This is a genomic window from uncultured Methanofollis sp., from assembly GCF_937919355.1.
Taxonomy (GTDB): Archaea; Halobacteriota; Methanomicrobia; order Methanomicrobiales; family Methanofollaceae; genus Methanofollis.
On record NZ_CALFSA010000060.1, the window covers coordinates 1 to 24,495 of the forward strand.

Genomic DNA, 24,495 nt, shown 5'->3' on the forward strand with positions numbered 1-24,495 from the left:
GGGTGGCGAGCGCCAGTGAACTGGAGAATATAAGACGTCAAAGATCCCCTGAGAGGGAATATGCAGGGCATTTTTCCGTGCATCCTTCCCTTGAAGCAGAGGGGTATCTCTCGAATACGATCTGAGGCTTCAGAGTCAGGATAGCAGAGTCCTGCTGTGAAAAATGCGTCCCGGGGAATGGATGCCGCCCGTCGCCCATGATAGGCGCGGGCGGGAGGTGGGCCTGAGTGGGGGAGGGTTTCTCCCGGGTATATGGCCTGTGTGGGATACTTTTCTTATCTGGCCGGGACAGGGGTGCCGACCACGGAACGGATCTGCTCGCGCAGGATCGGGTGGATCATGGGTGCGCTGGCGAGGTCTTCAAGGGCCCTGAAGGCTTCGGTGTTTCCGCTCCGTGCCATCTCGGTGAGGAGATCGACGGCGCTGCGCTGGATCTCGTTCACCATAGGTTCGTTACCGTCCTTGACGGAGAGATAGAGGTAAAGGACGGTTTCGTCGTCATAACGGTGCATCATAATCACCAGGGATCTGTCAACGTCACGGCATATATATTCTGCTGTAGTTAATCATTAAAATTGAACTCGGCCCGACCGCAATCCCTATATCTAATCATAAAAAATAATTAAGGACACTGCAACATGGTATGCCTCGCCCTCCTCCGTCCTTTTCGAGAATGCAGGAGAGGGACGTGAGGGGAGGTATCCTGGAATAAGCCGTCTATGCCGGGCGCATCAGATGCTGGTGACCCGGCGGCGGAGAGGCCAATAATGGACTTTATTACCATCTTCAACCAGATTGTCATACTATTCCTCCTTATCCTGACCGGATATGCGGCCAGGAAGATGGGAGTCTTCGATGACCAGACCACGACCGGAGCATGCAGTTTCCTTGTCAGGGTCGCCCTCCCCGCCCTGATCGTATCATCAATGATGGTGCCCTTCAGTGCCGACCTCCTCTCGGCCTGCGAGGAGATGCTCCTGATCTCGGTGGTCTTTTATGCGATCTCCCTGGTCGTTGCCTGGTACCTCCCCAGACTGCTCGGGTCTTCTGATGAAGAGAGGGGGATCTATGGTTTTCTCCTGATGTTCTCGAACACGGCATTCATGGGTTTCCCTGTCATCGATGCCATCTTCGGGAAAGATGCGCTCTTTTACACGGCGATATTCAACCTCCCATTCAACCTGCTGGTCTTCTCTGTAGGGATACTCATGCTCACCCGGCACAGGAGCGGTGTCGATGCCCGGTTTAATCCGCTGATACTCATGAACCCCGGGATCATTGCCGTCTTTGTCGGCTTCATCTTCTTCCTCCTCTCGGTGAGACTGCCGGTGCCGGTTGAAGGAGCGATCGCGGCCGTCGGGTCGTTGACGACTCCTCTCTCGATGATCGTCATCGGTGCGATGCTCGCGAGGATTGCGCCGTCCGAGATCTTTGCCGGGTGGCGGATCTATGTGGTCACGGCGGCACGCCTCCTCCTCCTCCCCCTCATCGTCTGGGCGGTGCTCTCGCCCTTCATCTCCGACCCCTATCTGCTCGGGGTGCCAGTGATCATGGCGGCGATGCCGGCGGCCGCGAACGCGGCCATCCTTGCCGAGGAGTACGAGGCGGACACGCGTCTTGCGTCACAGGGGGTCTTTATCTCGACTCTCTTCTGTACGCTGACCATTCCCTGCATCGCCGTGCTGGTTGCCTGAGGGTCCGGCGATAATCTCCTGGACCCTTCCCACCTTCCCGTCTTTCAGTCTCACCTTGATGCCGTGCGGGTGGTAGGACGAGTTGGTCAGGATCTCCGCAACGACGCCGCGGGTTCTCTTTCCTGTCCTCTGGTCAGCTTTGAGGACGATATCGACGAGAATGCCCGGGTGTATATCTTTTCTGTGTTGTCCGTTCATGGGGTACTCAGGTTCATTGAATAACGCTTTTAATGTTGTCAGGGGAATAGGTACTGAGAGTGGATTTATAATGGGTGCATGTAAAGAGGCTATTTACAATACCATTGAGCGCGACCTCAAAAAAGTGTACAGGGCTGAAGAAGGCTGGCGCCTTGAACAGGGCAACGGCGACGACTCCCCTGCATACGTCCTGGTCAGGAGGCGTCCCGGCAAAATGGAGCGCATCCTGGTGAATGTCAGGATGGCTGCCTCGGTCGGGGCCGCTGATTTCGAGTATGTAAAGGCAATGGCGGCACGCAGTGCGGCGCAGGGTCTGCCGGTGAGCAGGAATCTTCTGGTCGTCCCGCAGAATGTTGCCGTCCCCGCGGACACAGCGGATGTCGACCTCTTCTATCTCAACACCTATGCCGTCAGGAACGGTGCGGTGATCTGGTCGAGGAGCAACCTCTGGACTGCGGAGGGTAAACCCGTCCTCGAAAAAGCGTGATCAAAACAAAATTCTTTTTTGGGAATTTTTGATCCCCCTAAAAAAGGGGGAGTTTCAGTGCCAGAAACTGAAGCCTGAAGTTGATGCTACCCTGATGGTGCGCCTCACACTCCGGCATGTATCCCCTCGTCGCCCGCATTATTAAATCTATCTGTTTAACTTTGCGATTAAGTCAATGTGTTCGTTTCACCGCCTGTCCACGAGTCTCTTCGGCCGTCCTTTCACCGCCGCAAGTTCCAGGCCGCCGGGAGGCGTGAAGTTGAAGATGACCCTGAACTTTCCTTCCTCGTGGGCCCCCCGCAGGTCGGGCATCCCCGCGAAGAGTGCAGCGATGAAAGCCCGTTCTATTCCTTTCCTGTCCGCGTGGGCCGGGTCGTCGCACTCCATGCTCACCCGGAGGACCGTCTCGTCCTCGTCGCCGTACACAAAGGCCTCATATTCCCCGGTGATGCTGTCCAGGTTCTCTGGCTGGAAGACGGCGCGCTCGATCTCGATCCTGTTGAGCGCGCAGCCCTGGATGACCACAGTCTCGGCCTCGCGCCAGGGGGGGAGGACCTTCAGGTGCGTCCTGCCGCAGGCGCACCTCCCCCTGGTTACCACCCTGCTCCAGTCTTCGGTGTCGTAGTTGAGGAGGAGTGTGCCGGCCTTCCCGCCGGGAGGGAGGAGTGTGGTCAGGACGAGTCGCCCGTCCTCCCCGTCCTTCACGAACCGGCCCAGTGACGGGTCGTAGAGGTCGACGTGGACGAGGTCTTCGGGACAGTGAAGGCCCTGCTTCACACTGCACTCGCCGCACATTGTCCCCTCGGTCGAGCCATAGGTGTTGTAGGCCTCACAGCCCCAGACCCTCTCCAGATGGTTGCGCGACTCCTCTGCAAAGCCCTCCCCGCCGACGATGAGGCGGCGCACCCCTGACTCTGCCGGGTCGATCCCCTCTGCTTTCAGTCTCCGGGCGAGCCTCAGGAGTTTGAAGACGCTCCCGACGATGACCGTCGGGTGGTAGTGCCTGATCACCCTGACCGGGAAGGTGCACTTCCCCTCCGGGATGACGGAGAGGCCCATCAGGTGTGCGGCGAGGGTCATGGTGTTCGCGCCGACGTTCATGCCATAGGAGGCGCAGACGACGAGGCGGTCGCCGGGGACAAGCCCCTCCATCATGAAGGCGCGGGCGTACTTCTCGGCGTAGCGTTCCCAGTCCTCCCAGGTGAGAAAGAAGGACTTTGGGATGCCGCTTGTGCCGGTCGTCTCGTGGATGGTGAAGACGTCCTTATTCGCGACGGAGAGGAAGGCGAAGTCGTCGGTGTTCGGCGGCTGGTTCTCCCTGATGGTGTTGCCCCCGACGATCGGGAGTTCGAGGAGGTCTTCGTGGCAGGTGACGGACGCCGGGTCTATCCTGTGTTCGGCAAACCATCTCCTGTAGAAGGGCGAGTGTTCGGCGGCGTAGCGCACGGTGTACCTCACCCGCTCGTCGACGAGGGCGTCGAGGTCACCGCGCTCCATCGTCTCGACATTCTCGTCCCAGTACAAATCCCAGGCCATGTGCTGGTGGAGGTGTGGAGGGATTATATTTGTTCGGTTATGGAAGTTCTCTTTTTGGGGTGCCTTTGTGCCGGGGGACTACTTCGAAGGTCTTCGACCTTCTCGAACTCTCTGACGCTCGTTCCTCGAAGACTTCGACCTTCTTGACTCCCTCCGGTCGTCCCCGCTCAGGATAGGGACAGGATGGCAATCTCCCTTCTCTGGATATCCTGTTCGATCTTCCCGGGGCATGCTCTCAATTCATGCCACATTATACACAGCAATTCATTCCTTCATCTGAAGGTATCTGTCGATGATTGTCCGGGTGTTCCTGGAGATATTGATGTGACTGCCTGGCCGGTACCATGCAATCTTTTTGATCTCATTGCATGGCCTCGGCGTTCCTTTCACCGTCATCACGAAGACTTTTGCTTTGAGATGGGTGAAGAGATATCTGACTTCGATGGGATAGAGTCCTGTTTCCTCCTTTAACTCCCTGATCGCCGCTATGATCTGGAGTTCTTTTTCTCTTGCGCCCCCGCCGGGGAGGAGATAGACTCCTCCGTTACCATGAGTAACAACAAGAATCCCTCTTTGACTCTCGATGATTGCTGTCCCTCTCCGCCTGTCGTGTGCGCCTGCCATCGACGAAGGATTATGGGCTCATCGATTCAAAGAGGTTGTGATAGCGATGTATGACCTGATGCGGAGTCACTCCTACGTGAGAGTGAAGATCTGCGGTGTGACGCGCGTGGAGGACGCTGTCGTGGCCGAGGAGGCAGGTGCCGACGCCGTCGGCGTGGTGATGTACTCGGACTCGCCCCGCTCTATCTGCCCTGACGAGGCGGAAAAAATCTTCGCCGCCCTCGGTCCCTTTACGGCGCGGGTGGTGGTGACCCATACGACCTCTCCGGACGACCTCGACCGCGTCATCGCCCTCCACCCGGCGGCCGTGCAGGTCTCGCACCTCCATGACGTTCCCCGTGCCGCCGGCGTGCAGGTGATCAGGGTGGTCGAAGGCGTCCCCCTCCCGCCCCACGCCGACGCCTATATCGTGGACAGGAGTTGCGGGACAGGTCGGCCCTTCGACCCGGCGGCGGTGCGGGCGGTCATGCGTGAGAGTCGGGTGCCGGTGGTCCTTGCAGGAGGTCTTGACCCCCGGAATGTCAGGGCCGCGGTGGAGGCGTTCCACCCCTATGCAGTGGACGTCTGTTCGGGTGTGGAGAGGGTGCCGGGTGTGAAGGACCCGGCCCTGATCAGGGCATTTGTGGCAGCGGCACGCGGCTGCCCTTCAGGGGAAAACGGTAGACCTGCCTGATCGCGCACCCCTCTTTTTTGAATGCGGCGTTGAGGTACTCGGCCTTGATGGGCGTGATCCTGATGACGTTCATCTCGATCGTGAAGCCAGCAAGCCTCTCCATGTCGATGCCCCTGAGGAGGAGGGCCTCCCTGTGGCCGGGACTCTCGGGCCTGAGGATCTCGGCCCGGCCCGAGAGTTGGAGCCCCCTGATCTCCTCGGGTGAGGTGTCGTCATTGTAGATGGCAAGGGCGGTTGCCGGGTTCTGGATGAGGTGAGCGAACTTCTCCCCCCCTTCGCTGTAGATGTAGACCATGCCGTTGGCGTAGATATAGTCGATGGGCGTCGCCCGCACCCTATCGCCGTGCCCTGTCGCGAGGACGCCGGTGCGGTGGGAACGGAGAAAGGTCTCTATCCCGGTGAGGAGTTCGTCCTCGGGCACCCGGCCCTCCAGGCACTCGTTCTTCTCCCGCAGGGCGAGGGCGAAGGCGGCGACCGCCCTCATGCTCGTGAGATCCCGGTCTTCGAGGACGAAGTCGGTCTTCCTTGCATAGAGGGTGAGAGCGGTCCTGTCGTCCCTGTCGAGTTTTGCGGTATCAAGACGACCACCGAAGGCGACGGCAGGCACGTCCTTCCCGAGATAGTCCTGCAACTCGGCGAGGTAGGACCGGCCTTTCGGGATGTTCAGGCAGGTGCAGAAGAGGGCGACCGGTTTTTTCTTCAGCCATCTGGCATTGGTCTCGACAAAACGCCGGACCGACGGGGCGATGTTGCCGTTGTAGATGGGCGTGCCGATCACGAAGAGGTCGAAGGAGGTGAGGTCGTCCGTGAACTCCTCGGGCCTGCAGGTCCGTGCCGGTCCGAGGACAAGTGCGATCGCCCCTGCAATCTCCTCTGTCGTTCCATACTTGCTCTCGTAGATGACACAGGTCCGCTGCATATGCCCTTCTCTGGTTACATACTATTAAATATCTGGTGTTCATGGCCCGTGTGATGCATGCCACGTGCTATCGCTCGTTGCTCTCGCGAGATCACGGAAGTGGCACCCCTTGGGGATGAGAAATTCTCAAGAACGAAAAAAGAGAGTGTAGCAGTCGGCGCAGGATTATTATCTTCCGCCGACGCCTCCTCCGCCGAAACCACCGCCTCCTCCAAAGCCTCCTCCTCCGCCGAAACCACCGCCGCCACCGCTCGACGGCGGGGAGAAGGCGACGATCGGGACGAAGGCGATGTGCATGTTGGAATAGAGGGGCATGCCCGCCTCTTCAAAGCTGATGTTCAGGTCCTTCATCGCTTCTTCGACTTTGTCGCCGACACCGAGGGCGGTGCCGTAGACCAACCACTCGCCCCACATCGAGACGTCCTCAGGGGTGTACTTCCTGATCTGCGCGAGGTCGGAGAGAAAATGAGCGAAGGCGTCCCACTCCAGTTTCTCCCTGTAGTGCTCGTCCTTCCAGTGCCCGAAGAGGGTGGAGGGGAAGGCGAGGGCGATGACCACCTCGATGACGGCTGCCACCGCAAGGAGGATCGCCGGCACGGCGATGTATTCAGTCGCCGGGGCAAGGACGATGACAAGGATGCCGAGGCCGAGGAGGAGAAGGCCGGGGAAGAGGAGCGGGGCGACAAAGCCCCGGCCGTCCACTGCATATTTCGTCGTGATCGAGGTGTCCACGCTGCTCTGGAGGGCTTTCAGACTGCTCTGGAACTGAGTGATCGTCGTCTCAGCCGTGGTGTCGTGTGCCGCCCTGGCCGCAAGGGTTTCGAGAGTGGCGCTGTCGAAGGTCCCGCCTTTCGTGAGGTTGGAGAGATAGGTGAGCACCCGCTGCTCGTACCTGTCGTCCGAACTCGTGCTGTTGACGGTGATCAGCACGCCCTTCCCTTCGGGCTTCTCCTTGATCGTCACCGCGCCCTTCCTGTGGAGGTCGAGCACTGTCGCGTAAAACCCGTCTTCGTCGAACTCGTTCACGTCGCCCTTGAAGAGGAGGTTCACCTGCCAGGGCTTGAGGGAGGTGTTCGGCGTGACACTGAGGTATTCAGGGACAGTGTAGCCGTTCTCCTGCCCGTACCTGCGGTACACCCAGAAGAGGATAAGGGGGAGCGCGAGGACAAGCAGGATGGCAAGTGCATACAGTCCTGAGGCCGCCTGGTACGGGAGGTTGTACCAGAAAGCACCCGACTCTGTCTGCCCCCTGACATCGTCCACCTGCCGCGGGAACCCGTCTATCCTCTGCTCAGCGCCGGCAGGCAGGAGGAGTTCCACGGCGACCGGGTCGTTCCCCGATGCCGTCCCGGTGATCGTCACGGTGCCGCCGTCCCTCTCGACCGCAAGGCCGGGGGGATAGGCGTACACGGCCTCAATCCCCTGCCAGTCGGGGAGGGTGATCGTGAGGTGGCGGTAGGGAATGTGCTCTCTCACGAGTTTGATGTTCACGTGGGTGGCGGTGCTGTCGTACTCGATAGGGGGCCTGACCTGGAAGGTGTACTCGACGGTGTACGTCCCGGCGGCGAAGTACCCGGGGTTATAGATGCCGACCTCGTTCGGGTTTGCCGCGTCCCTGATGAAGGCCTTCTCAGACGCGGATGCACCCGGAGAAGCGGTGATCCCGCCGGAGGCGTCCTTCGCGTAGCCGATGACACCCGCAGGCACGTCCATGCCGACGTACCTGATGTGCGGCACCGAACCGTCAGAGAAGAGGAGGGGGTCATCGAAGTAGCGGTAGAGCATCCTGTACTCTCCGTCGGCATTCACCTCGTAGGTGTACCTCTCTACCAGCGTTCCGTTCTCGAAGAGAGTCGCCTGGTAATCGTCGACGACAAGGTCGCCCTCAAGGAGGGGGGGTAGGATGACCGCGGCACCAGCCGCGAGAAGACCGACAAAAAGGGTGATGATGACCAGGGCAGCGATCTGCCTGTTTTCGCCCAACCTCAGTCACCTCAGAACTCGATCTTCGGCGCCTTCTCGATTTCTTTCTCGAACTCGAGATATTCAAGTTTCTTCACGTGGATGAGGGAGGCGACGATGTTGGACGGGATCGTCTCTGTCATGGTGTTGAGTTGCTGGGCGATGTTGTTGTAGGTGTAGCGCTGGCGGGCGATCTCGTCCTCGATGTTCCTGATGGAGGTCATCAGTTCAGAGACTGTTGCCTGGGTCTTGAGGTCGGGGTAGGCCTCGGCGACCGCAAAGAGTCTGCCGATGATCGAGCGCGACTGCCTCTCGACCTCGTTGAGGTCGCCGGGGTCGGCCTTGCCAACGCCTGCCCGCATTGCGGTGACCTGGGTGAGGGTTTCCTTCTCGAAGGAGGCATAACTCTTCACAGACCCGAGGAGTTGCTCGATCTGGTCGAGTCTCTTCTTCATGGCGACGCGGATCTGGCCGAGGGTTGCCTCGCCTGAGTTCTTCAGGTTCATGAAGCGGTTGTAGATACTGATAAACCAGCCGACAAGGACGATCAGCACGATCGCAATGACGGCGATGAGGATGATGGTACCGAAATCCATCTATTCACCTTGGTGAAACGTCGCTCTGTCCGGATAAGAATATATGTATTCTCGGGCTTTGTAGAAACCCTCATAATTGGATCAATGGATCCCCGATCCCATGAAGAGGTACACGGATCCATTGCCTTCCTCACGATCTAGCCGGGGGACTACGCCCCCGCCCTCGAAGACTTCGTCTTCTCGACTAGACTCCCTCCGGTCGTCAGCGAAGACCTATCGGTCTTCTTGAACTCGCTGACGCTCGCAACTCGAAGACGGAGTCTTCAAGGCAGCCCCCCGGACCAAGCACTTCTGAATAGAATTTCTCTCCCTATCGCTTCAGGAAGTACTTTCCCGCGAGGGTTTCTTCAGGGCCTATTCTCGCGGTCTTCCTGATGGGGGGGGTGGGAAGACCCCACCTGCGGGGTTCCCGGTATAAGAGGATCAGTTACTCGCGGCGCCGGAGGAGGGTGCCGGCGGCGGCGAGTGCGGCGAACCCTGTGAAGGCGCTGAATCCCGGTGCGGGTGGTGCGGTGGTCGTCGTAGTCCCGGTCGCCGGGAAGAGTTCGGGGTGGACGGTTGCGGCGACGTCTTCAAGGGCGTCGGCGATCCTGGGACCGCCCCTGTCCATGGTGTCCGACTCGACAATATGGACCCGCCCCTCCTTCACGGCCTTGAGGTTCTGGAAACGCGGTTCTTTCATGAAGGACTGGTAGATGAGGTCTTCACCCTCCCCGCCCATACCTGTCCCTGAGTTTACGAGAATGACATCGGGGTCGGCCGTGATGATCCTCTCCATGTCCACGACCTGCCAGCCTTCCACATCAGAAAAGGTGTTCTCGCCGCCGGCAAGCCTGATCATCTCGTCCTGGAAGGTGTTGTTGCCGCTCACCCAGACTGGTTCGTACCACATTACGTGGACGACCCCCGGTTTTTCTGTGGCATCTGCCATCTTCTCTCTGACGGCCTCGATCCTGTCTTCGATGCCACCGGCAAGAGACGCCGCTTCTTTCTCCGCGCCGGTGGCTTTTCCGACAAGCCTGATGTCCATGAGGGTGCCGTCGACGGAGTCGGGTTTGAGGGCGACGACTGTGAGACCGAGTCCTCTCATCCGCTCTATCGTCTCCTCTGTGTTGCCGTAGGCGGCGACGACGAGGTCAGGTCGTGCCGTGATGACCTGTTCGATGTTCACGGTGGCGTACCCGCCCACCTTCGGTTTTTCGGTCGCTTCTGCCGGGTAGTTGCAGTAGTCGGTCACGCCGACCACCCGGTCGCCGAGGCCGAGCGCAAAGAGGATCTCGGTGTTTGCCGGGGCGAGGGAGACGATCCGCCGGGGTTCGGTGTTGATGGTGACCGTGGTGCCGAAGTCGTCGGTGACGGTCACCGGTTGCCACTCCGGAGATGTTCCGGCGATATCTGGTGCCCCTGTCTCTGCTGAGGCCGGGACAGCGGCCAGTATCAGGAGTATACAGGCAATGCCTGCAGGAAGGAGGAATTTCATTATGATCACTGTCTTGTAAAGTTATGTGGTGTTAATACAATATTATGTTATCACGTGTTGCGGACACGCCCCCCTCTCTTTGCCCGTGCATGTGTATCTGCGCTGTCTCTCTCCGGAGTCCGGACCGGATGGGTTCTATCATCGGTGTATCCCTCTTCCCTGCCTGCGGCGTCCCCTCATCTTTAGGTAACTTTATTTTTTTTAAAGTAAAATCATTGGATATTGTCGACTATACCATCCCGTACCCCGGTCGTGCTGATGGCCCTCATGCTGTTTCTTTGTGTGAGTGTCATCCTTGCAACAACCATCGGGTCGAGCGGCCTCTCTCTCCTTGACCTGGACCCTGCAACGATCTGGATGCTCCTCTTTGACTACCGCCTCCCCCGCGTGCTTGCGGCCGTCCTTGTCGGTGCCGGACTCGCCGCCGCAGGTGCGGCGATGCAGGGACTTTTCCGGAATTCCATGGCCGACCCCTATATCATCGGCACCTCCTCCGGCGGCGCTCTCGGTGCGGCCGCCTCCATCGTCTTTCTTGCAGGTGCAGGGATACCGGTCTTTGCCTTTGTCGGCGCCACCGCCTCGACAATCGTCGTCTATCTCATATCCCGACGTGACGGCCGGGTCGGAGTTGAGACTCTCCTCCTCTCCGGGATCGCAGTCTCGCTCTTCCTGGCGTCGCTCCTCTCGCTTTTGATGTACATCGCCGGCCAGAGCCTCCACCAGATCGTCTTCTGGCTCATGGGGGGTTTCTGGAATATCTCCTGGGACGATGTCGGCATCGCCTCCGTTATCCTGATCGGATGTTTCGGCCTCTTTCTCTGTGGACGTGACCTGAACGTCATCTCCCTCGGGGATGAGGACGCGGTCCACCTCGGCGTCGATGTCGAGAGACTGAAGGTCGCCCTCCTCCTCATCTCCTCGTTTATCACCGGGATCGCGGTCTCGGTCGCGGGTGCCATCGGCTTTATCGGACTCATCACGCCGCATGTAATGCGCCTCATCGTCGGGCCCGACCACCGGGTGCTCATCCCCGCTTCCATGATGGCCGGCGCCATTCTCCTCCTCTGGGCAGACACCTTCGCCCGAACCCTCTTCCCCTCTGAGATCCCGGTCGGCATCGTCACGTCGTTCTTCGGCGCACCTTTCTTCATCTATCTCCTCCGGAGCAGGACACGGACATGACAGCAGATATGCTCAGGGCAGAAGACCTCGACGTCGGCTACGGGGACACGAAGGTGCTGGAGTCGGTCTCCCTCGCCGTGAACGAGGGGTCCTTCATCGGGATACTGGGGCCGAATGGGTGCGGGAAGACAACTCTCCTGCGCACCCTCTCCCGCATCCTCAGGCCGGAGGAGGGGACTGTCTCTCTTGACGGGAGGGAGATCGCCGACTACTCGGTCAGGGACCTTGCCACGCGCCTCGGCGTCGTCCCGCAGGAGACCGGCGTCCCCTTTGCATTCACCGTCCGGGAGATCGTGCTGATGGGCCGCCACCCCTACCTCGGCCCCCTCTCCTCGCTGAAGGAGGAGGACTATGCGATCTGCCGCCGTGCGATGGAGCAGACCAGCACTGTCCACCTTGCCGACCGCCTCATCACCGAGATCAGCGGGGGAGAGCGCCAGCGTGTGCTCATCGCCCGCGCTCTCGCCCAGCAGCCGAAGGTCCTCCTCCTCGACGAACCGACGTCTCACCTCGACATCAGCCACCAGATCGAGGTCCTCTCCATCATCAGGGGGCTGACCCCACGCGTCACGGTTATCGGCGTCTTTCACGACCTCAATCTTGCGGCCTGCTTCTGCGACAGGATCGTCCTGATGGAGAAGGGCAGGGTCGTGGCTGCGGGTGCACCGGAGGAGGTGCTCACCGCCGGTGCCATCAACCAGGTCTTCGGGGTCGGGATGATGGTCAGGACCCACCCCCTCACCGGTCGGCCGTACCTCGTGCCGCGGTATGATGCGGCACCCACCGCGAATGGCGGCGGTCTGCACGTCCACATAGTCTGCGGAGGGGGCACAGGGGCCGAGACAATGTATGCCCTCTCCGCCCGCGGCTACCGCCTCACAGCGGGCGTACTTTCTGCCAATGACTCAGACTGCACGACCGCCGGGGCCCTCGGCATCGAGGTCATCGGAGAACCCCCCTTCGCCCCGGTGTCACCTGCGTCCTCTGCCGCATATGCCCGCCTCCTCGACGGCGCCGACGCCGTCGTCGTCACCGAGATGCCGGTCGGGGCGGGGAACATCTCCAACCTCCGGGCCCTCACCGGGCGGCAGGGCCTTCCCATCTTCGTGCTGGCACCTTCGGGGACACCCTTTTCGGAGCGTGACTATACGGGAGGGGAGGCGACCGCCATCTTCTCGACCCTCTGCCGTGACGGTGCCGTGGCTGTCAGGAGCGTCCCTGAACTCCTCGAAAAACTGGGAGACCTGGCGGCGGTCGGGGAATGACCGCCTCTCCCGGTGCCTCCACCTACTGTTTCATGGGCCGACCCCTCGGCGAGGCCCTGGAAGCCCTTGCCGGTGTTGTCCCTCTCGTCGAGATCCTTTCGGACTCCACTCACTCCCTCTTCTCCTGCGCCGACGTCTGCGCCTCCTTCGACCTGAGATATACCGTCCATGCCCCAACCTCAGATCTCAACATCGCCACCCCCAACGAGAGGCTGCGGCAGGCGTCGGTGCAGGTCATCGCCGACCTCGCCGGTGTCTGCGACGAGATCGGGGCGGAGAGGCTTGTGGTCCACCCCGGTTTCTGCATGGAGAGGGGCATATGGGCGGCGTCGGAGGCGGCACTCCTCTCCTCTCTCCATGACCTCTCCCGCCTCCAGGAGGACGCCGCCGTCACTTTTGCCGTCGAGAACATGGGCTCATGGCCCTGCTGCCACTTCAGGGACCCCGGCCTCCTCCCCGTCCTCGACGACCTCGGCCTCGGCTTCGCCCTCGACGTCGGCCACGCCCGCCTCACCGGCACCCTCGACGCCTTCCTCAGGGAGGGGAGGCCGGTGCACCTCCACCTCCACGACAACCACGGCACGACCGACGAGCACGCCGCCTGCGGTTCAGGGTGCATCGACTTTTCCGCGGTCAGGTCTGCCCTTCCCCCCTCGGCGACGGCCGTCGTCGAGGTTCTGGAACCAGCGGCAGTGGGGGAGAGCCTCGCATATCTGGGAAGGGTGTGGTGAGGGTTTTTGTTCTTGAAGGGGGCGGAGTATATTATGGGGTGGTTGCCTGCCTGAAGACGCAAAAAAAGTGTTAGGTCAGATATCCGGCGGGGCGGGGACACAACTGACCTGGAGTCTACCCTTTGGCTGACCCTCCCCCTGGGAGATTGTGATAGCGAGGGAGAGCGGTGCTGTTTCGGTCACTGACAGAACATCAGGAAGTATCACCTCTTCCCCAGGCTCGAAGGTGACGACTGTTTCATTGTTGCCAATTTTTGCCATGTACGAGACAGAACCATGGAGCCCCATACTGTTCTGGGTGATGGTGATGCAGACCGGTACATTGCCGGTGTTTCGCACCGTCGGTTTCTGTGCAGTCCCGAATTCTGCGTCCCCCTCAACCCACGTTTCGTCTTTCAGTTCAATGGTGCCGTAGTCGACCTCTGCGAAGTCAATCTCGAAGGATGCAGTCGGTAGATATGTGAAGACATTGAAAAGGTTCTGCTCGATTGTGTCCCCCTCTTCAGGCAGGATCTGTACAGAGACATTGTAATCGCCCGGTGCCTGGTCGAAGGAGAGATCGACGTTACCCGCATAGACCACCGCGTGTGAGTCTTCCAGAGCACTTACCGCCTCATTAAGGCTCTTTCCGGGAGCATATGTGATCAAACTGGTCATGGGGATCGCTTCAAGTACGTCCCCTCCAGAGTCCTGCCTGATCAGGTTGATCCGGGAGAAGGCCGATCCGTCAGGCGACGTCACGTCGGCCACGACAGAATACGGGGTTGTGGTGTCTCCGGTAACAACGGCATGGATCTGTATGGTCTTTACAGCGCCGTACGCACAGGGCGGCAGGAACTGGCTTCCCGCCAGGACCGCATCATCATCGAACCGGCCTTCGGCGAGATCGAGTTGCTCCCACATGCAGAGTATGGCTGCATGGCGTGTTGCCTCATCGATTGTTTTGTTCACCGAGGGTGAATCCGATGGCCCTGAATCACTCTCTTCTCTCTCCAGATCGGTCTCGGGACCGGCAGACTGAGAATGTTCAAGAGGATCTGTCGGGACGGGAGTCGTGACGGTATCATATGTCATATTGTCAGAGCCTGGATCAACGGTTGCATTTTCCTCATCTAATTGTGGTGTCTCGCCCGATTGAGGTTCATCCATGTCATTCCCGGCATCCTGAAAGTCTGTACCCTGACTTTCCGTTCCGTCGCCTTCTTCAGACTCATGTAATCCAGGAAAACGTGCATCATCTGCCTCGTATCCAGGCAGGTCGTCCTGCACCGGCGTGTCCTCACCCAAATCGGCGGGATCGTCGCCGGAGTCGTTTTGTTCTGGAAGGGGCTCATCCAGTCTTTCACTGTCACTGCCATCCACTCCAGCACCGACTATCTCCTCCTGAGAGCCATCCCCCAGAGGGTCCTCTGGAGCGTCCACAGGCGAGCCCCCAAGCGCCTGCACGGCGGAGACCGAAACAAGGAGGATCGCGAAGATGATCGCGATCATGTCCGTACTTTTCATCATATTGTGCCTCTCTTCATTTGATGATCTTATCCCTGCAGAACACACATTCTCATGGGCAAAAATCGGTCACCGTTTCTCGTGATATCGTCTTCCCCCCACCACGAGACAGATGAATGCAAGCGCTGCAACGGCCGTGACCGTCGTGACCGGCATACTCTGACTCGACGGATCATCTGACTGAACAGTAAAGGCCATGTCTTTTGCATCTGACGTCTTGCCTTCATAGATGGCACAGATCTTCATTGCATACTCTCCCGACTCTTTCGGGGTGTAATAAGCAGTCAGAGGACTCTCACTGTAGACCCGGACCGTCATCTCATCGCCTGATATCACGTCGACAAGGTTGTCGCCCTGATAGACCTCCCCCGAGATCTTGGCTCTCGTTGCGATAGATCCTGAATTCTTGAAAAGCCCTGTGATCTTGATTGGTTTGCCAACGACAAGCGCTCCCTCATAGCCAAGATCGCTCAGTTCACCCTGTCTGGTCAGAGACCCTAACGGCAGGATCTCAAAGGTGCGCCCCTCCTCTGCCAGCACCTCTCCACGGAGCGAGACCGTAACATTCACCTGGTACGTCCCTGCATCGTGGCCTTTGTTGGGCCAGTACGCCACGATCCTTTCGGTACTGGCTGGACGGACTGGCGTGTCGTTCTGCGAAACTGTGTCAATGGCTGATCCCTCGTGCGATATGACGGCGGTTATCTCAGGGGTTGCCACAACATTCCCGGTGTTCTTGAAACCGATCTCAATACCCAGAGGTATGTCCACCTCAGTGTCCCTTACCACGATGCTCGTGACGTCACCGGAGACATTCTCGACATCGGTCACCATGATCGTCAGAGCAGATGTCGCCTTAAGGATCATCCCCACCGAACCTGCGACATCTTCACCCGGAACAGTCTCAACAACTATTTGTGTCGTATAACGACCGTTCGCGACGTCGTCAGGAACAGTTACGTGCATCAGGACGGGGATCTGACCTTTCTTCGGGACAGAGATCTTCAGGATCTCCTCCCCGCCATCGACTGTTGAGAATCGGATCCAGTCCTTTGCAGGACCCTCAGCATTCAGAACTATCTCTATGTCCGTATCTGACGGATTAAAGATGGTCAAAGGTCGTTCAAAGACCCCTTCTCTCAGTGCGTTGTCAATGATCTGGCTGGACGGCCCGACGGCTATGCCTGCAGCACTCGCTGGTTGAACGGTGATCACTGCCATAAGCAGGATGGCAGTGACGATTGTAACCTTTGATCTCGGATTCATTGTCTCTCCTTTTTCTGCGTCATTTCTTGCTGCGATCAGCAGTCATAAAACCGGTTTTGTGCCATATATTGGCACAAAACTGGTGGGATGGTCACAATCTATGCCACTTAAATTCACGCGGTGTTTTCTGGGGATACGATGGCCCCGATAGTCATTGCGCCGGTCTTCCCACCCGTGGTCCCCTTGAAGATCTTGATGGAGAAGTCAAGCTCCTCAGTGTTGCAGAGCGGGAGGGCGTTTGGCAGAGTGATCTCTTCATTGGGCTTGTAGACGACGCTGTTGGCGTCATCGTTGCCCAGACGGGCGTCCCACTCCACGTTCCAGCCATTCAGGCTGCTTCCGAGGCCCATGTCGTCCTGCATGACGGTGACCTGCAAGGCGGTGTTGCCGATGTTCCTGATGGTCGGCCTGCCGTCACCTGCGTTGAAGACGGTGTTTCCTGCAATCCACTTGTGCGTGTTGATGTTCACGTTGCCATAGCTGACAGCGTCGAAGTCCAGTTCATAGGCCGCGACGGGCACGTACAGGAAGGTGTTCACCAGAGACAGAGCCCAGTTGTTGTTGAAGTCGATGGCGTTTGCCTCAACCGTGTAATCCCCGGCGGGCTGGCAGTAATCAAGATCGGCCGTGCCGACCCACACAGCGGCGGTGCCCTTTTCGAGGTACTCGGTGAGGATGGTGTTTGCGTCATACCCCTCGGCCACGGTCACAAGGCCAGCGTTTATGGCGTCCTGGAAGAGGGCCACGGCCTCAGCCTTGTCGGTAACTTTCTCGCCCATGACCTGGTACTTGAATGAGCCATCGCCCCAGGCGTTTATCGGGTGGTTGACGTCCCAGGAGACGACGTTCACGTTGCCGTTGTCCTCATCATCCCAGACGACAGCGAAATATTGAATAGTCTTCGTGCCCTGGTATTCTACCGGGGGCAGGAACTGGCTTCCGGCAATTTTGTGAGCCGTGTCACCGTCTTCCAAGGATGTGGTAGTGTCAGCTTCCCACTTGCAGAGCACAACGGGAATGCTTCCTGTCCCTGATGCGATTGTAGCCGACGTTTCAACATTCTGCGGCGATGTTGCCGCTGACACTGGCAGAACCATCATAAGTGCCAGTATCATCATAACCGCGGTAATGATACCTATCGGTAGACGAAGTTTCATTTTTAAAATCCCCCCAGGGATATGTTTCCCAGGCTGTGGTGTACGAGACGGGCCACCTGGCACGGTAGATGGACTTTTCCCCACGTGAAGGGGTGGAGTCTTGCTTCATCGGTTGACAGGGCGCCCATCGATGTCCTGCACTCTCTCCACGCCCTGATGACCTTGGCAACTACCGCAACTTCTGGATACACTCTTAAGTATATATACATTTCTCTGGCGCGAGCAGCGTGCGATGGCCTGAGGACATTTTTTGTGGATAATAGGAGATTAAGATGTTCTGAAACAGGTGTAAAGACTGCATGGAGAAAAATTTTGCTGATCTCACTGATTTTTAATGTATATTATGTGGTTGTGTATCAGAAAAAGGCCCATATAAGAAGAGACGATCACATGCCATGATCGTCGAGTATGACCCTGATCCGCACTTCTTCGATGATCTGTCAGAAGCGTTTTTTCAGGAAATTTTCCAGACCCGATGTTCATGCTCACGTACCCCGCAGGCCCGTACCCACAGTCCCGCCCTTGCGGGGGACAAAAAAAAGGGGATTGGATTTAGACGAGCATCTTGATCGGGTGCTTCTCGGCCTTGACCTCGCCGCCGAGCTCCTTGAGGGCCTCGGCAAGGACGATGTCGCTGAATGCGGCCGCGGTGGCGGTGCCTTCCATGTTCTCGATAGGCCCGAACATGATCAGGTCCGCACCGAGGGTCATGGCCATGATGTTGCAGCCGATATCAGGGGATGCCCATGCCGTCTGCCTGATGCCCTCCATGCCACCAAAGTGGTGGTGGGACATCTGCTCGAGGAGGAGGTCCTTGCCCTCGTACTGGGAGGCGAGGACGCTCTTGCGCCAGCGCTTGAGCCAGGTCCAGGAGACGGTCATGTTGTGGTAGGCACCGCCGGTCGGCATGCCGTGGATCGCCTTGCAGGCGAGGATCTCACGGAACGAACCGCCGGAACCGAGGCCGAGCGGCGTGGCCGCAGTGTCCAGGATCGGGCGGGTGATGCCGCACTCTTCGGCAATGGCGAGCATGGACTTCTCCTGGCCCGCAACGCCGCCCTCGGCGAGCACTTTCTCACGGCCGGCGACCGACGGGTCCCCGGGGTTGAAGGCGAGGACAATCGCCGCGTTGACGTCCGACTTCTTCAGGGCCTCGATGCTCTCCGGCGTGATGGATCCGTTGATCGAGTTGTAGATCGCACGGTCCGCGATGCCGACCTCGGTGACGTACTCGCAGGCGTGCGCGAGTGCGTCAGGCGCCGAGGAGTCCATCAGGAACGGGGTCTTGTCATCGATCGAGCAGAACCAGTCGAAGTAGCTCTCGAATGCCTCGCCGTGCTCGGCGATGATCTGGATGAAGAACGGGTTCCCGGTCTGGTCATACAGTTCCTGGGTCCGGTTCCAGAGCGCCTCGGCCTTTGCCTTGTCGATCTTTCCCGTGTGGTCGTCGAGCACTACCTCATGCTTGTTGTAGAAGATGGATGCGCCAAGCACTCTCGGGTACTCACCCGGCTGGCCACCGATCTTGATGCCGTTAAAGTCCCAAACGGCCTGTTCCTTCTCAAACTTGAACATTGATCTCGCCTCCTTACATCATCAGTTTCATTATCTTCGGGAGCAGGAACACGATCATCTCAAAGACGACCAGTCCAGCCACCAGTCCATAGAGAATGCCGATGTCACGGCCGATCTTCCGACCGACACGCTGAGCGACCTCGGCGTCTACGAACTCAATCTTCGTTTCGATATCGTCGAGTCTCTTCTCGATCTCAAGGAACTGCGGGTTTGCACCGGCGACCGCAGCACCTGCGGCGCCACCCTCGGCTTCCTTGACTTCGACGACGATCGGCGCCTCGCCGAACGCTCCAGGGTCCTTGCCCTTGAGTTCGGCGATCTTTGCCTTGATTGCGCCGATGTCTTCGGACTCCATGATGTCGACGACCTCGGTCTGTTCCTGGAAACGCTTGATCGCCGCGTCATCGAGGTTCTCGATGAAGGGGATCGCGCCCTGGGACCCGACAACCTTTCCGCCCTGGACGCCGCCCTCGTGGAGGGCTCTCAGGGTCTGGCCTGAAAGGTGTCCCTTGACCTCGGTACCACAGAGGAGGACGAACCTGATGTTCGGGTTTGCGATGACGTTTGCGATGACCTTCTCAAGGCCGAGGTTCTCGGTCTTGCAGGACCCGCAGAGTGCCGCGCCTGCGTCACAGATGGCCTGCTCGTCGAGGTGGGAGCCCATGGTGACGACTGCGACACACGAGTTTGCGTCGCCCGAGTGGAAGTCACCCTTCACGAGGGGCCATCCACTTGCCGGTGATGTCTTGTCTGCCATTTTCTTCACCTCAGATCAGGAATACCGGCACCAGGATCATGGCAAGTGAGATGAGCATCCCGAGGGCAAAGCCCGGGATCCCTGAGTCCATGATGCCGGAGTCGAGTTTGTTCGTCCTGGCGGTAATCTGTGCCTTGAACTTGATGTCAGTCATGATGGCGTCGATGGCGGCCATCCTGATTGCGCCAGTTTTCTTTTCTTCTGCCATTTAGATCGCCCCCATCCAGAGGAACCCGAGCAGGGCGAAAGAGACGATCAGGCCGATCATCAGGCCTTCGATCTTGCCCGAGTAGACGCCGGCTGCGAACCTGTCGCGGTAGCCGATGTCGGTCACCATCTTCTCGATGGTCTTGAAGCGGGCGTGGATAAGCGCAAGGTCGCCGTTCATCTCGACGATCTCGCCGCTGACTTCCTCCGCGGCGCCGCCTTCTTCCTTGACTTCGACGACAATCGGCGCCTCGCCGAACGCTCCAGGGTCCTTGCCCTTGAGTTCAGCGATCTTTGCCTTGATTGCGCCGATGTCTTCGGACTCCATGATGTCGACGACCTCGGTCTGTTCCTGGAAACGCTTGATCGCCGCGTCATCGAGGTTCTCGATGAAGGGGATCGCGCCCTGGGACCCGACAACCTTTCCGCCCTGGACGCCGCCCTCGTGGAGGGCTCTCAGGGTCTGGCCTGAAAGGTGTCCCTTGACCTCGGTACCACAGAGGAGGACGAACCTGATGTTCGGGTTTGCGATGACGTTTGCGATGACCTTCTCAAGGCCGAGGTTCTCGGTCTTGCAGGACCCGCAGAGTGCCGCGCCTGCGTCACAGATGGCCTGCTCGTCGAGGTGGGAGCCCATGGTGACGACTGCGACACACGAGTTTGCGTCGCCCGAGTGGAAGTCACCCTTCACGAGGGGCCATCCACTTGCCGGTGATGTCTTGTCTGCCATTTTCTTCACCTCAGATCAGTGCGAGGGCGATAATCCCCGCAAGGAGCAGTCCTACAGCGATACCATACCAGAGTGCGGTGACACCGCCAGCGACGACCAGAGACTTCTCCCTGCCTGGATATGAGGCAAGGAAACTGCCTTCGCCCGAGAGCATGCCGACAAGGTCGTCGGCGACCTTCTCGAGTTCGGCGACCTGATCGATCACCGGCTGGTATGAGACTCCGGCTGTGGTGACAACGCCGACCGTCGGGTCGACGACCAGCCCGAATTCGGGCAGTACCTGGACATATCCCATTAGTCCTCACCCTTTGGTTCGAGAATCGGCTTTGCGTCGAGCCATGCGAATGCGTCACGCTTGCTGAGCTCGATGTAGCGGGCGTAGGTGTAGTACCAGCCGACGACTGCCACGATGAGGGAGAGAACTGCCGCACCGATGCCGACGAAGGCAAAGGAGATCACGGCGACCGGGATCATCGAGAGGAAGCCGCACTCTGCGGCGAGCATGAGTGTCCGGTCCTGCTTCTCGCCGGGGCCAAGGCAGGCGTTGAACGGGTGCTGCAGCGCGATGGCGCCAAGCATGAAGGAGACCGCGACAAGACAGCCACCAAGGACTGTGAATTCGAAGTTCTTAATGGCAAGAGAGCCAAAAAGAGCGAACTCCCGTGCAGAGAGAGCTTCAAAACCGAAGCCGCCAGCCATGACGGCCGTGAAGCCCATGAGAACAATCGCACCGATGATGGCCATCTCGGTGAGCGAGCGGACCATGACCGGGATGTTCATCCTCATAACGCTGTTTGCCAGCCAACCGGCCACACCGCCGATGATGGCGCCGAAGACGACGGCCATGATCGGGGAGAGGAACATGCTGTTGAACTGGGTTGCGGTCGCAAGGAGCATGGCGATGGCGCCGGAGCCGAATGCGATCATGCCTGCCGACGGCACGCCGGTACCGATACCGTAACTGCAGAGGTGCTTGATGGTGTCAGTGCCCCAGATCAGGGCGAAGACTGCCGCAAGCCCGCCGAAGAAGGCGGCGTACTCGACAGAGAGGTACTGGTTCAGGTAGGTCAGGTACAGGCAGACAAGAGATCCCACAAGGCCGAATGCCATGATCTTGTTGTGGGGAATGCCGCCCGTTGACGCGGTAACTTGTACTGTCATTTTACACCACCACAATCAGAACTGCAAACAGCCCGGCAACTGCCGAAGCGACGGCGCAGCCGATGACGGCACGGGGGAAGCGCTTGAACTTCGGGTCGTGGGGGCCTTCGATCGTGCCCGTGATGTTGTATGCGGCGAGCACGGCGTTCATGAGGAACATACCGACGGCGAAGATGCCCGCAAGAGAGATGGCAACAGGGAGGACGCCCTCGGCAGTTGCACCGAAGATCTCCGGGAGCCGTGCGGCGTAGACCTGGAGGAGCTCGTAGTAGATGAGCGTACCGCCAGCACCGCCGAGCATACCGCCGATTACGCCACCGACGTAGGAGACGAACGGCAGGCCGTGGCCTTCAGTGCCCTGGGACTTGTATTCGGCCTGGGAGTCGCCGGTGATCGGGTCTTTTGCGACCTTACCGGAGGCGGCCGGGATACCCATACCGAAGATGTAGACAACGTTGACCATCAGGCAGGTGACTGCCATCAGGAGACCGCCACCGATAGCGCCGGCAGCGATGACAATGGCGATGCCGAACTCAGGGTTCGCCGCCGCCCATGCCCCGCCGAAGAGACCGGCAAGGCCGGCACCGGCTGCGAGCATGGCGACACCGGTTGCAATGCCCGGTGACTGGCCCATGGCTGCAGGTGCACCGCCGACCGGCACGAAGTGAACACCGAAGCCGATGAGAAGGCCGCCGATGATCACACCGATAAGTGCGGCGAGGGCGAAGTTCGCAACGACCGCCGTGATGGCAACCGCCGCGATGATGATCACGATACCGATGACTGATGCGACCGGGTTAATGCCCTCGGACGCGGTGGACTTGGCTGCAATTGCGGTCATGCCGACACCTCCTCAGCCTTGACGTACGGGCCGTAGTTCTTCCTGGCCCAGACCTCGATGTAACGGTCGATGATCATGAAGATCAGGATGATGACGACACCGGCGATGATTGCACCCCATCCTCCGGCGACGCTCTCGAAGAGAACGGTTCTCCAGAGTTCGAGGAACACAATCAGACCAAAGCAGACACCCGATGCCGGGCCACCGAGCTTGGCGGTGAACCAGCCGTTGTCAAGGGAGCTGCGCTGACCGGCTTCGGCGTACCTGACGATGTTACCGGACGCGGAGATCGGCACACCAGCGCCGAAGTTCTGGGTCTGGTACTGGCGTTCCTTGCCATAGAACGGGTTGCCGGTTGCAGACCCGGCGGCACCGAGGGCGATACCCCAGACGATGCCGAGAAGAGGCAGCGGGAACGGGTGGCCGAGAGCCTCCACGAGGAGGTAACACATCGCGACCGTGGTAAATATTGCAACAAAGGCATGTGCCATTGTGACGGTGGTCACCGACTTGATGACATCGATGTACACCGGCTGTTCAAACTTCGCAAGACTTGCTGTCCTGCCAAGATATGCGGTCGTTGCATACACACCCTGCACAAAGACTGCAAGTGCGGATGCGATGACAATCGCAAGCACCGGGTTCATCCCGGTGATCATGAATGCCCAGGCCACGCCTGCGCTGATGGTGACCCACAGACCATATGCGGGCGGTTCGCCGGATACTGCCTTGTTGTAGATCCGGTGGATGTAGCCCATCTGTGGAGCCAGCTGGACCTGAGAGTTCGGGTCACCCTGTGATCCGATGTTGGACTCAGTATCCTCAGCAGCGCCGGCAACGGTGGCGAGAGCACCTGCCAATGCTGTGACTCCTATGCCTAATAATACGCTTTCCATTCGTCTCCCTCCCAGCGCACAGAGATGCACGAGAGTTTTCAGTTCGCGTTACCACAGAGATGGAGTTCAAACTCGTTGTGGTTCATTTAACAGTCGTTTATGATTTAATTAAATGTTTCGGAAAGTATTGGGATTAATCCAATTATATGGTTTAAATCACCCAAACGGGCATGATACTGCCGGTTTCGGCATGCCTGTTTGCAGTAGGTAAAAAAAAGTTGAGTTATGGGATTTACCTGGCCGGGATGATCAGGGAGCGCTCGCCTGCCGGCATGTACTCGCGGATCGCACCCTTTGCGAACTCGCGCCTGGGTTCGGCGAAGTCGAACTTCAGGGACGGGTCGGCGAAGGTGATCTTGATCAGCGGGGAGAGCGACCAGGCATCTCCGCGGCTGTAGTGGGCACTGCCGACGATAGCGGCGTACTCGCCCTGGTGGCCGACGTTCATTGCGTAGTTCGGGTAGTTCGGGCCACGGAACTCGCCGATACAGCCTTCGTCAGGCCTGACCGAGAGGGAGTTCGCCGAACCGCACTGGTCCTGCAGGTCGTAGCCGAAGAAGCCGAGACGGCTCCAGCCTTCCTTGTGCAGGAGCATCGAGAGGTACCAGCCGTTGAGACCGGCGTTGGAGTTGCCGGTTGCAATTGCAGAGGAGAGACCGGAGGCAGCGGCGATGACACCAGCACGCTGGGAGCCGCCGAAGTGGTCTTCCATCATGGTCGGGAACTTCTCGTACTGCTCCATCGCGTTGAGGGTGACCTCGGTGGCGATGTCGTTGACGATCTGCTGGGTCGGCTTGACCTTGTCGGCCGCTTTCGGGTTCTTCCAGTCGACCTTGTACTTGTCCTTGATGTAGTCCATACCATAGTAGGTGAACTCGTCGAGGATGTTGTCGGTGTATGCGGCGGTCGCGTACTGGGTGAAACCGACACCGCCGGACATGTAGGAACCGAGCCAGATCTGGTCGAAGAGCATCGTGCCCGCACCGACGACTTCGAGAGCGGACTTTGCCGGGTCGTTCGGGTACTTGCGGTCGGCCTGGATCATATGGGCG

General features: G+C 59.1%; 25 protein-coding genes and 1 pseudogene. 6 read left to right on the forward strand and 20 right to left on the reverse strand.

Features of this window, described 5'->3' with window-relative positions:
• Positions 1-275 precede the first annotated feature (275 nt).
• Entirely contained in the window at positions 276-521 is a 246-nt protein-coding gene (locus Q0520_RS02815; RefSeq protein ID WP_298666320.1) for a hypothetical protein, read from the reverse strand.
• Between the two features lie 246 nt (positions 522-767).
• Between Q0520_RS02815 and Q0520_RS02820 the strand changes: the two genes are divergently transcribed.
• Positions 768-1,694, forward strand: a complete 927-nt coding sequence (locus tag Q0520_RS02820) for an AEC family transporter (protein ID WP_298666323.1) — start codon at positions 768-770, stop codon at positions 1,692-1,694.
• Here Q0520_RS02820 and Q0520_RS02825 read toward each other — a convergent pair.
• The gene (locus Q0520_RS02825; protein WP_298666326.1) at positions 1,623-1,892 is read right to left on the reverse strand and encodes a YwbE family protein; all 270 of its coding nucleotides are present in this window, start codon (positions 1,890-1,892) and stop codon (positions 1,623-1,625) included. The two genes, Q0520_RS02820 and Q0520_RS02825, sit on opposite strands and share 72 nt — an antisense overlap.
• A 70-nt stretch (positions 1,893-1,962) precedes the next feature.
• Between Q0520_RS02825 and Q0520_RS02830 the strand changes: the two genes are divergently transcribed.
• Complete coding sequence (locus Q0520_RS02830; RefSeq protein WP_298666331.1) at positions 1,963-2,379, forward strand: hypothetical protein; 417 nt, start codon at positions 1,963-1,965, stop codon at positions 2,377-2,379.
• A gap of 186 nt (positions 2,380-2,565) precedes the next feature.
• Here Q0520_RS02830 and ftsA read toward each other — a convergent pair whose 3' ends face one another.
• Together ftsA and Q0520_RS02840 are read right to left on the reverse strand one after the other, a co-directional pair.
• Positions 2,566-3,915: a coenzyme F390 synthetase gene (ftsA, locus tag Q0520_RS02835; RefSeq protein ID WP_298666334.1), complete on the reverse strand. Its 1,350-nt coding sequence runs from the start codon at positions 3,913-3,915 to the stop codon at positions 2,566-2,568.
• 264 nt (positions 3,916-4,179) lie between these two features.
• Positions 4,180-4,539, reverse strand: coding sequence for an NUDIX domain-containing protein (locus tag Q0520_RS02840; RefSeq protein WP_298666337.1), 360 nt, complete (start codon positions 4,537-4,539; stop codon positions 4,180-4,182).
• Positions 4,540-4,585: 46 nt separating this feature from the next.
• On the opposite strand from Q0520_RS02840, the gene Q0520_RS02845 reads away from it, so the two are divergent.
• Positions 4,586-5,212 carry a phosphoribosylanthranilate isomerase gene (locus Q0520_RS02845; RefSeq protein WP_298666340.1) on the forward strand — a complete coding sequence of 209 codons (627 nt, stop codon included), beginning with the start codon at positions 4,586-4,588 and terminating at the stop codon, positions 5,210-5,212.
• Here Q0520_RS02845 and Q0520_RS02850 read toward each other — a convergent pair.
• From Q0520_RS02850 to Q0520_RS02865, 4 genes are all read right to left on the reverse strand, one after another.
• Positions 5,151-6,131, reverse strand: a complete 981-nt coding sequence (locus tag Q0520_RS02850; protein WP_298666343.1) for a flavodoxin domain-containing protein — start codon at positions 6,129-6,131, stop codon at positions 5,151-5,153. The two genes, Q0520_RS02845 and Q0520_RS02850, sit on opposite strands and share 62 nt — an antisense overlap.
• Positions 6,132-6,299: 168 nt before the next feature.
• Positions 6,300-8,114 (reverse strand): DUF2207 domain-containing protein, encoded by a 1,815-nt coding sequence (locus tag Q0520_RS02855; protein WP_342765233.1) that lies wholly within the window; start codon positions 8,112-8,114, stop codon positions 6,300-6,302.
• Positions 8,115-8,125: 11 nt separating this feature from the next.
• Positions 8,126-8,689: a LemA family protein gene (locus Q0520_RS02860; RefSeq protein ID WP_298666346.1), complete on the reverse strand. Its 564-nt coding sequence runs from the start codon at positions 8,687-8,689 to the stop codon at positions 8,126-8,128.
• Positions 8,690-9,116: 427 nt separating this feature from the next.
• A complete protein-coding gene (locus tag Q0520_RS02865; protein ID WP_298666349.1) occupies positions 9,117-10,169 on the reverse strand; it encodes an ABC transporter substrate-binding protein in 1,053 nt (350 codons plus the stop codon).
• 258 nt (positions 10,170-10,427) lie between these two features.
• On the opposite strand from Q0520_RS02865, the gene Q0520_RS02870 reads away from it, so the two are divergent.
• From Q0520_RS02870 to Q0520_RS02880, 3 genes are read left to right on the forward strand one after another with little or no spacing between them, the layout of a single operon-like run.
• On the forward strand, positions 10,428-11,351 hold the full coding sequence (locus Q0520_RS02870) for an iron ABC transporter permease (protein WP_298666352.1): 924 nt from the start codon (positions 10,428-10,430) through the stop codon (positions 11,349-11,351).
• An 8-nt stretch (positions 11,352-11,359) separates the two neighbouring features.
• Positions 11,360-12,616, forward strand: a complete 1,257-nt coding sequence (locus tag Q0520_RS02875) for a heme ABC transporter ATP-binding protein (RefSeq protein ID WP_298666355.1) — start codon at positions 11,360-11,362, stop codon at positions 12,614-12,616.
• On the forward strand, positions 12,613-13,347 hold the full coding sequence (locus Q0520_RS02880) for a sugar phosphate isomerase/epimerase (RefSeq protein ID WP_298666358.1): 735 nt from the start codon (positions 12,613-12,615) through the stop codon (positions 13,345-13,347). The genes Q0520_RS02875 and Q0520_RS02880 overlap by 4 nt, the downstream gene beginning before the upstream one ends.
• A gap of 75 nt (positions 13,348-13,422) precedes the next feature.
• On the opposite strand, the gene Q0520_RS02885 is transcribed toward Q0520_RS02880, so the two are convergent.
• From Q0520_RS02885 to Q0520_RS02940, 12 genes and pseudogenes are all read right to left on the reverse strand, one after another.
• Positions 13,423-14,856, reverse strand: coding sequence for a hypothetical protein (locus Q0520_RS02885; RefSeq protein ID WP_298666361.1), 1,434 nt, complete (start codon positions 14,854-14,856; stop codon positions 13,423-13,425).
• Between the two features lie 66 nt (positions 14,857-14,922).
• A complete protein-coding gene (locus tag Q0520_RS02890; RefSeq protein WP_298666364.1) occupies positions 14,923-16,119 on the reverse strand; it encodes a hypothetical protein in 1,197 nt (398 codons plus the stop codon).
• 113 nt (positions 16,120-16,232) lie between these two features.
• Entirely contained in the window at positions 16,233-16,970 is a 738-nt protein-coding gene (locus tag Q0520_RS02895) for a hypothetical protein (RefSeq protein ID WP_298666367.1), read from the reverse strand.
• Between the two features lie 858 nt (positions 16,971-17,828).
• Positions 17,829-18,851, reverse strand: a complete 1,023-nt coding sequence (mtrH, locus tag Q0520_RS02900) for a tetrahydromethanopterin S-methyltransferase subunit H (protein ID WP_298666369.1) — start codon at positions 18,849-18,851, stop codon at positions 17,829-17,831.
• Positions 18,852-18,864: 13 nt separating this feature from the next.
• Positions 18,865-19,608 carry a tetrahydromethanopterin S-methyltransferase subunit A gene (mtrA, locus tag Q0520_RS02905; RefSeq protein ID WP_298666371.1) on the reverse strand — a complete coding sequence of 248 codons (744 nt, stop codon included), beginning with the start codon at positions 19,606-19,608 and terminating at the stop codon, positions 18,865-18,867.
• 10 nt (positions 19,609-19,618) lie between these two features.
• Positions 19,619-19,816 carry a tetrahydromethanopterin S-methyltransferase subunit F gene (locus Q0520_RS02910; protein ID WP_298666374.1) on the reverse strand — a complete coding sequence of 66 codons (198 nt, stop codon included), beginning with the start codon at positions 19,814-19,816 and terminating at the stop codon, positions 19,619-19,621.
• Entirely contained in the window at positions 19,817-20,545 is a 729-nt protein-coding gene (mtrA, locus tag Q0520_RS02915; protein WP_298666377.1) for a tetrahydromethanopterin S-methyltransferase subunit A, read from the reverse strand.
• A 10-nt stretch (positions 20,546-20,555) separates the two neighbouring features.
• Entirely contained in the window at positions 20,556-20,840 is a 285-nt protein-coding gene (gene mtrB / locus Q0520_RS02920) for a tetrahydromethanopterin S-methyltransferase subunit MtrB (protein WP_298666380.1), read from the reverse strand.
• The gene (gene mtrC / locus Q0520_RS02925; protein ID WP_298666383.1) at positions 20,840-21,706 is read right to left on the reverse strand and encodes a tetrahydromethanopterin S-methyltransferase subunit MtrC; all 867 of its coding nucleotides are present in this window, start codon (positions 21,704-21,706) and stop codon (positions 20,840-20,842) included. Before mtrC ends, mtrB begins: the two co-directional genes overlap by 1 nt.
• A gap of 1 nt (position 21,707) precedes the next feature.
• On the reverse strand, positions 21,708-22,547 hold the full coding sequence (mtrD, locus tag Q0520_RS02930) for a tetrahydromethanopterin S-methyltransferase subunit D (RefSeq protein WP_298666386.1): 840 nt from the start codon (positions 22,545-22,547) through the stop codon (positions 21,708-21,710).
• A complete protein-coding gene (mtrE, locus tag Q0520_RS02935) occupies positions 22,544-23,443 on the reverse strand; it encodes a tetrahydromethanopterin S-methyltransferase subunit E (protein WP_298666389.1) in 900 nt (299 codons plus the stop codon). Before mtrE ends, mtrD begins: the two co-directional genes overlap by 4 nt.
• Positions 23,444-23,675: 232 nt before the next feature.
• Positions 23,676-24,495 (reverse strand): annotated as a pseudogene (locus Q0520_RS02940) (methyl-coenzyme M reductase subunit alpha); the annotation flags it as partial.

Excerpts from the sequence above, each read along its gene's own strand:
- Q0520_RS02820 (WP_298666323.1), top strand. The coding sequence starts at position 768 with ATGGACTTTATTACCATCTTCAACCAGATTGTCATACTATTCCTCCTT.
- Q0520_RS02825 (WP_298666326.1), bottom strand. The coding sequence starts at position 1,892 with ATGAACGGACAACACAGAAAAGATATACACCCGGGCATTCTCGTCGAT.
- Q0520_RS02830 (WP_298666331.1), top strand. The coding sequence starts at position 1,963 with ATGGGTGCATGTAAAGAGGCTATTTACAATACCATTGAGCGCGACCTC.
- ftsA (WP_298666334.1), bottom strand. The coding sequence starts at position 3,915 with ATGGCCTGGGATTTGTACTGGGACGAGAATGTCGAGACGATGGAGCGC.
- Q0520_RS02840 (WP_298666337.1), bottom strand. The coding sequence starts at position 4,539 with ATGGCAGGCGCACACGACAGGCGGAGAGGGACAGCAATCATCGAGAGT.
- Q0520_RS02845 (WP_298666340.1), top strand. The coding sequence starts at position 4,586 with ATGTATGACCTGATGCGGAGTCACTCCTACGTGAGAGTGAAGATCTGC.
- Q0520_RS02850 (WP_298666343.1), bottom strand. The coding sequence starts at position 6,131 with ATGCAGCGGACCTGTGTCATCTACGAGAGCAAGTATGGAACGACAGAG.
- Q0520_RS02860 (WP_298666346.1), bottom strand. The coding sequence starts at position 8,689 with ATGGATTTCGGTACCATCATCCTCATCGCCGTCATTGCGATCGTGCTG.
- Q0520_RS02865 (WP_298666349.1), bottom strand. The coding sequence starts at position 10,169 with ATGAAATTCCTCCTTCCTGCAGGCATTGCCTGTATACTCCTGATACTG.
- Q0520_RS02870 (WP_298666352.1), top strand. The coding sequence starts at position 10,428 with ATGGCCCTCATGCTGTTTCTTTGTGTGAGTGTCATCCTTGCAACAACC.
- Q0520_RS02875 (WP_298666355.1), top strand. The coding sequence starts at position 11,360 with ATGCTCAGGGCAGAAGACCTCGACGTCGGCTACGGGGACACGAAGGTG.
- Q0520_RS02880 (WP_298666358.1), top strand. The coding sequence starts at position 12,613 with ATGACCGCCTCTCCCGGTGCCTCCACCTACTGTTTCATGGGCCGACCC.
- Q0520_RS02885 (WP_298666361.1), bottom strand. The coding sequence starts at position 14,856 with ATGATGAAAAGTACGGACATGATCGCGATCATCTTCGCGATCCTCCTT.
- Q0520_RS02890 (WP_298666364.1), bottom strand. The coding sequence starts at position 16,119 with ATGAATCCGAGATCAAAGGTTACAATCGTCACTGCCATCCTGCTTATG.
- mtrH (WP_298666369.1), bottom strand. The coding sequence starts at position 18,851 with ATGTTCAAGTTTGAGAAGGAACAGGCCGTTTGGGACTTTAACGGCATC.
- mtrA (WP_298666371.1), bottom strand. The coding sequence starts at position 19,608 with ATGGCAGACAAGACATCACCGGCAAGTGGATGGCCCCTCGTGAAGGGT.
- Q0520_RS02910 (WP_298666374.1), bottom strand. The coding sequence starts at position 19,816 with ATGGCAGAAGAAAAGAAAACTGGCGCAATCAGGATGGCCGCCATCGAC.
- mtrA (WP_298666377.1), bottom strand. The coding sequence starts at position 20,545 with ATGGCAGACAAGACATCACCGGCAAGTGGATGGCCCCTCGTGAAGGGT.
- mtrB (WP_298666380.1), bottom strand. The coding sequence starts at position 20,840 with ATGGGATATGTCCAGGTACTGCCCGAATTCGGGCTGGTCGTCGACCCG.
- mtrC (WP_298666383.1), bottom strand. The coding sequence starts at position 21,706 with ATGACAGTACAAGTTACCGCGTCAACGGGCGGCATTCCCCACAACAAG.
- mtrD (WP_298666386.1), bottom strand. The coding sequence starts at position 22,547 with ATGACCGCAATTGCAGCCAAGTCCACCGCGTCCGAGGGCATTAACCCG.
- mtrE (WP_298666389.1), bottom strand. The coding sequence starts at position 23,443 with ATGGAAAGCGTATTATTAGGCATAGGAGTCACAGCATTGGCAGGTGCT.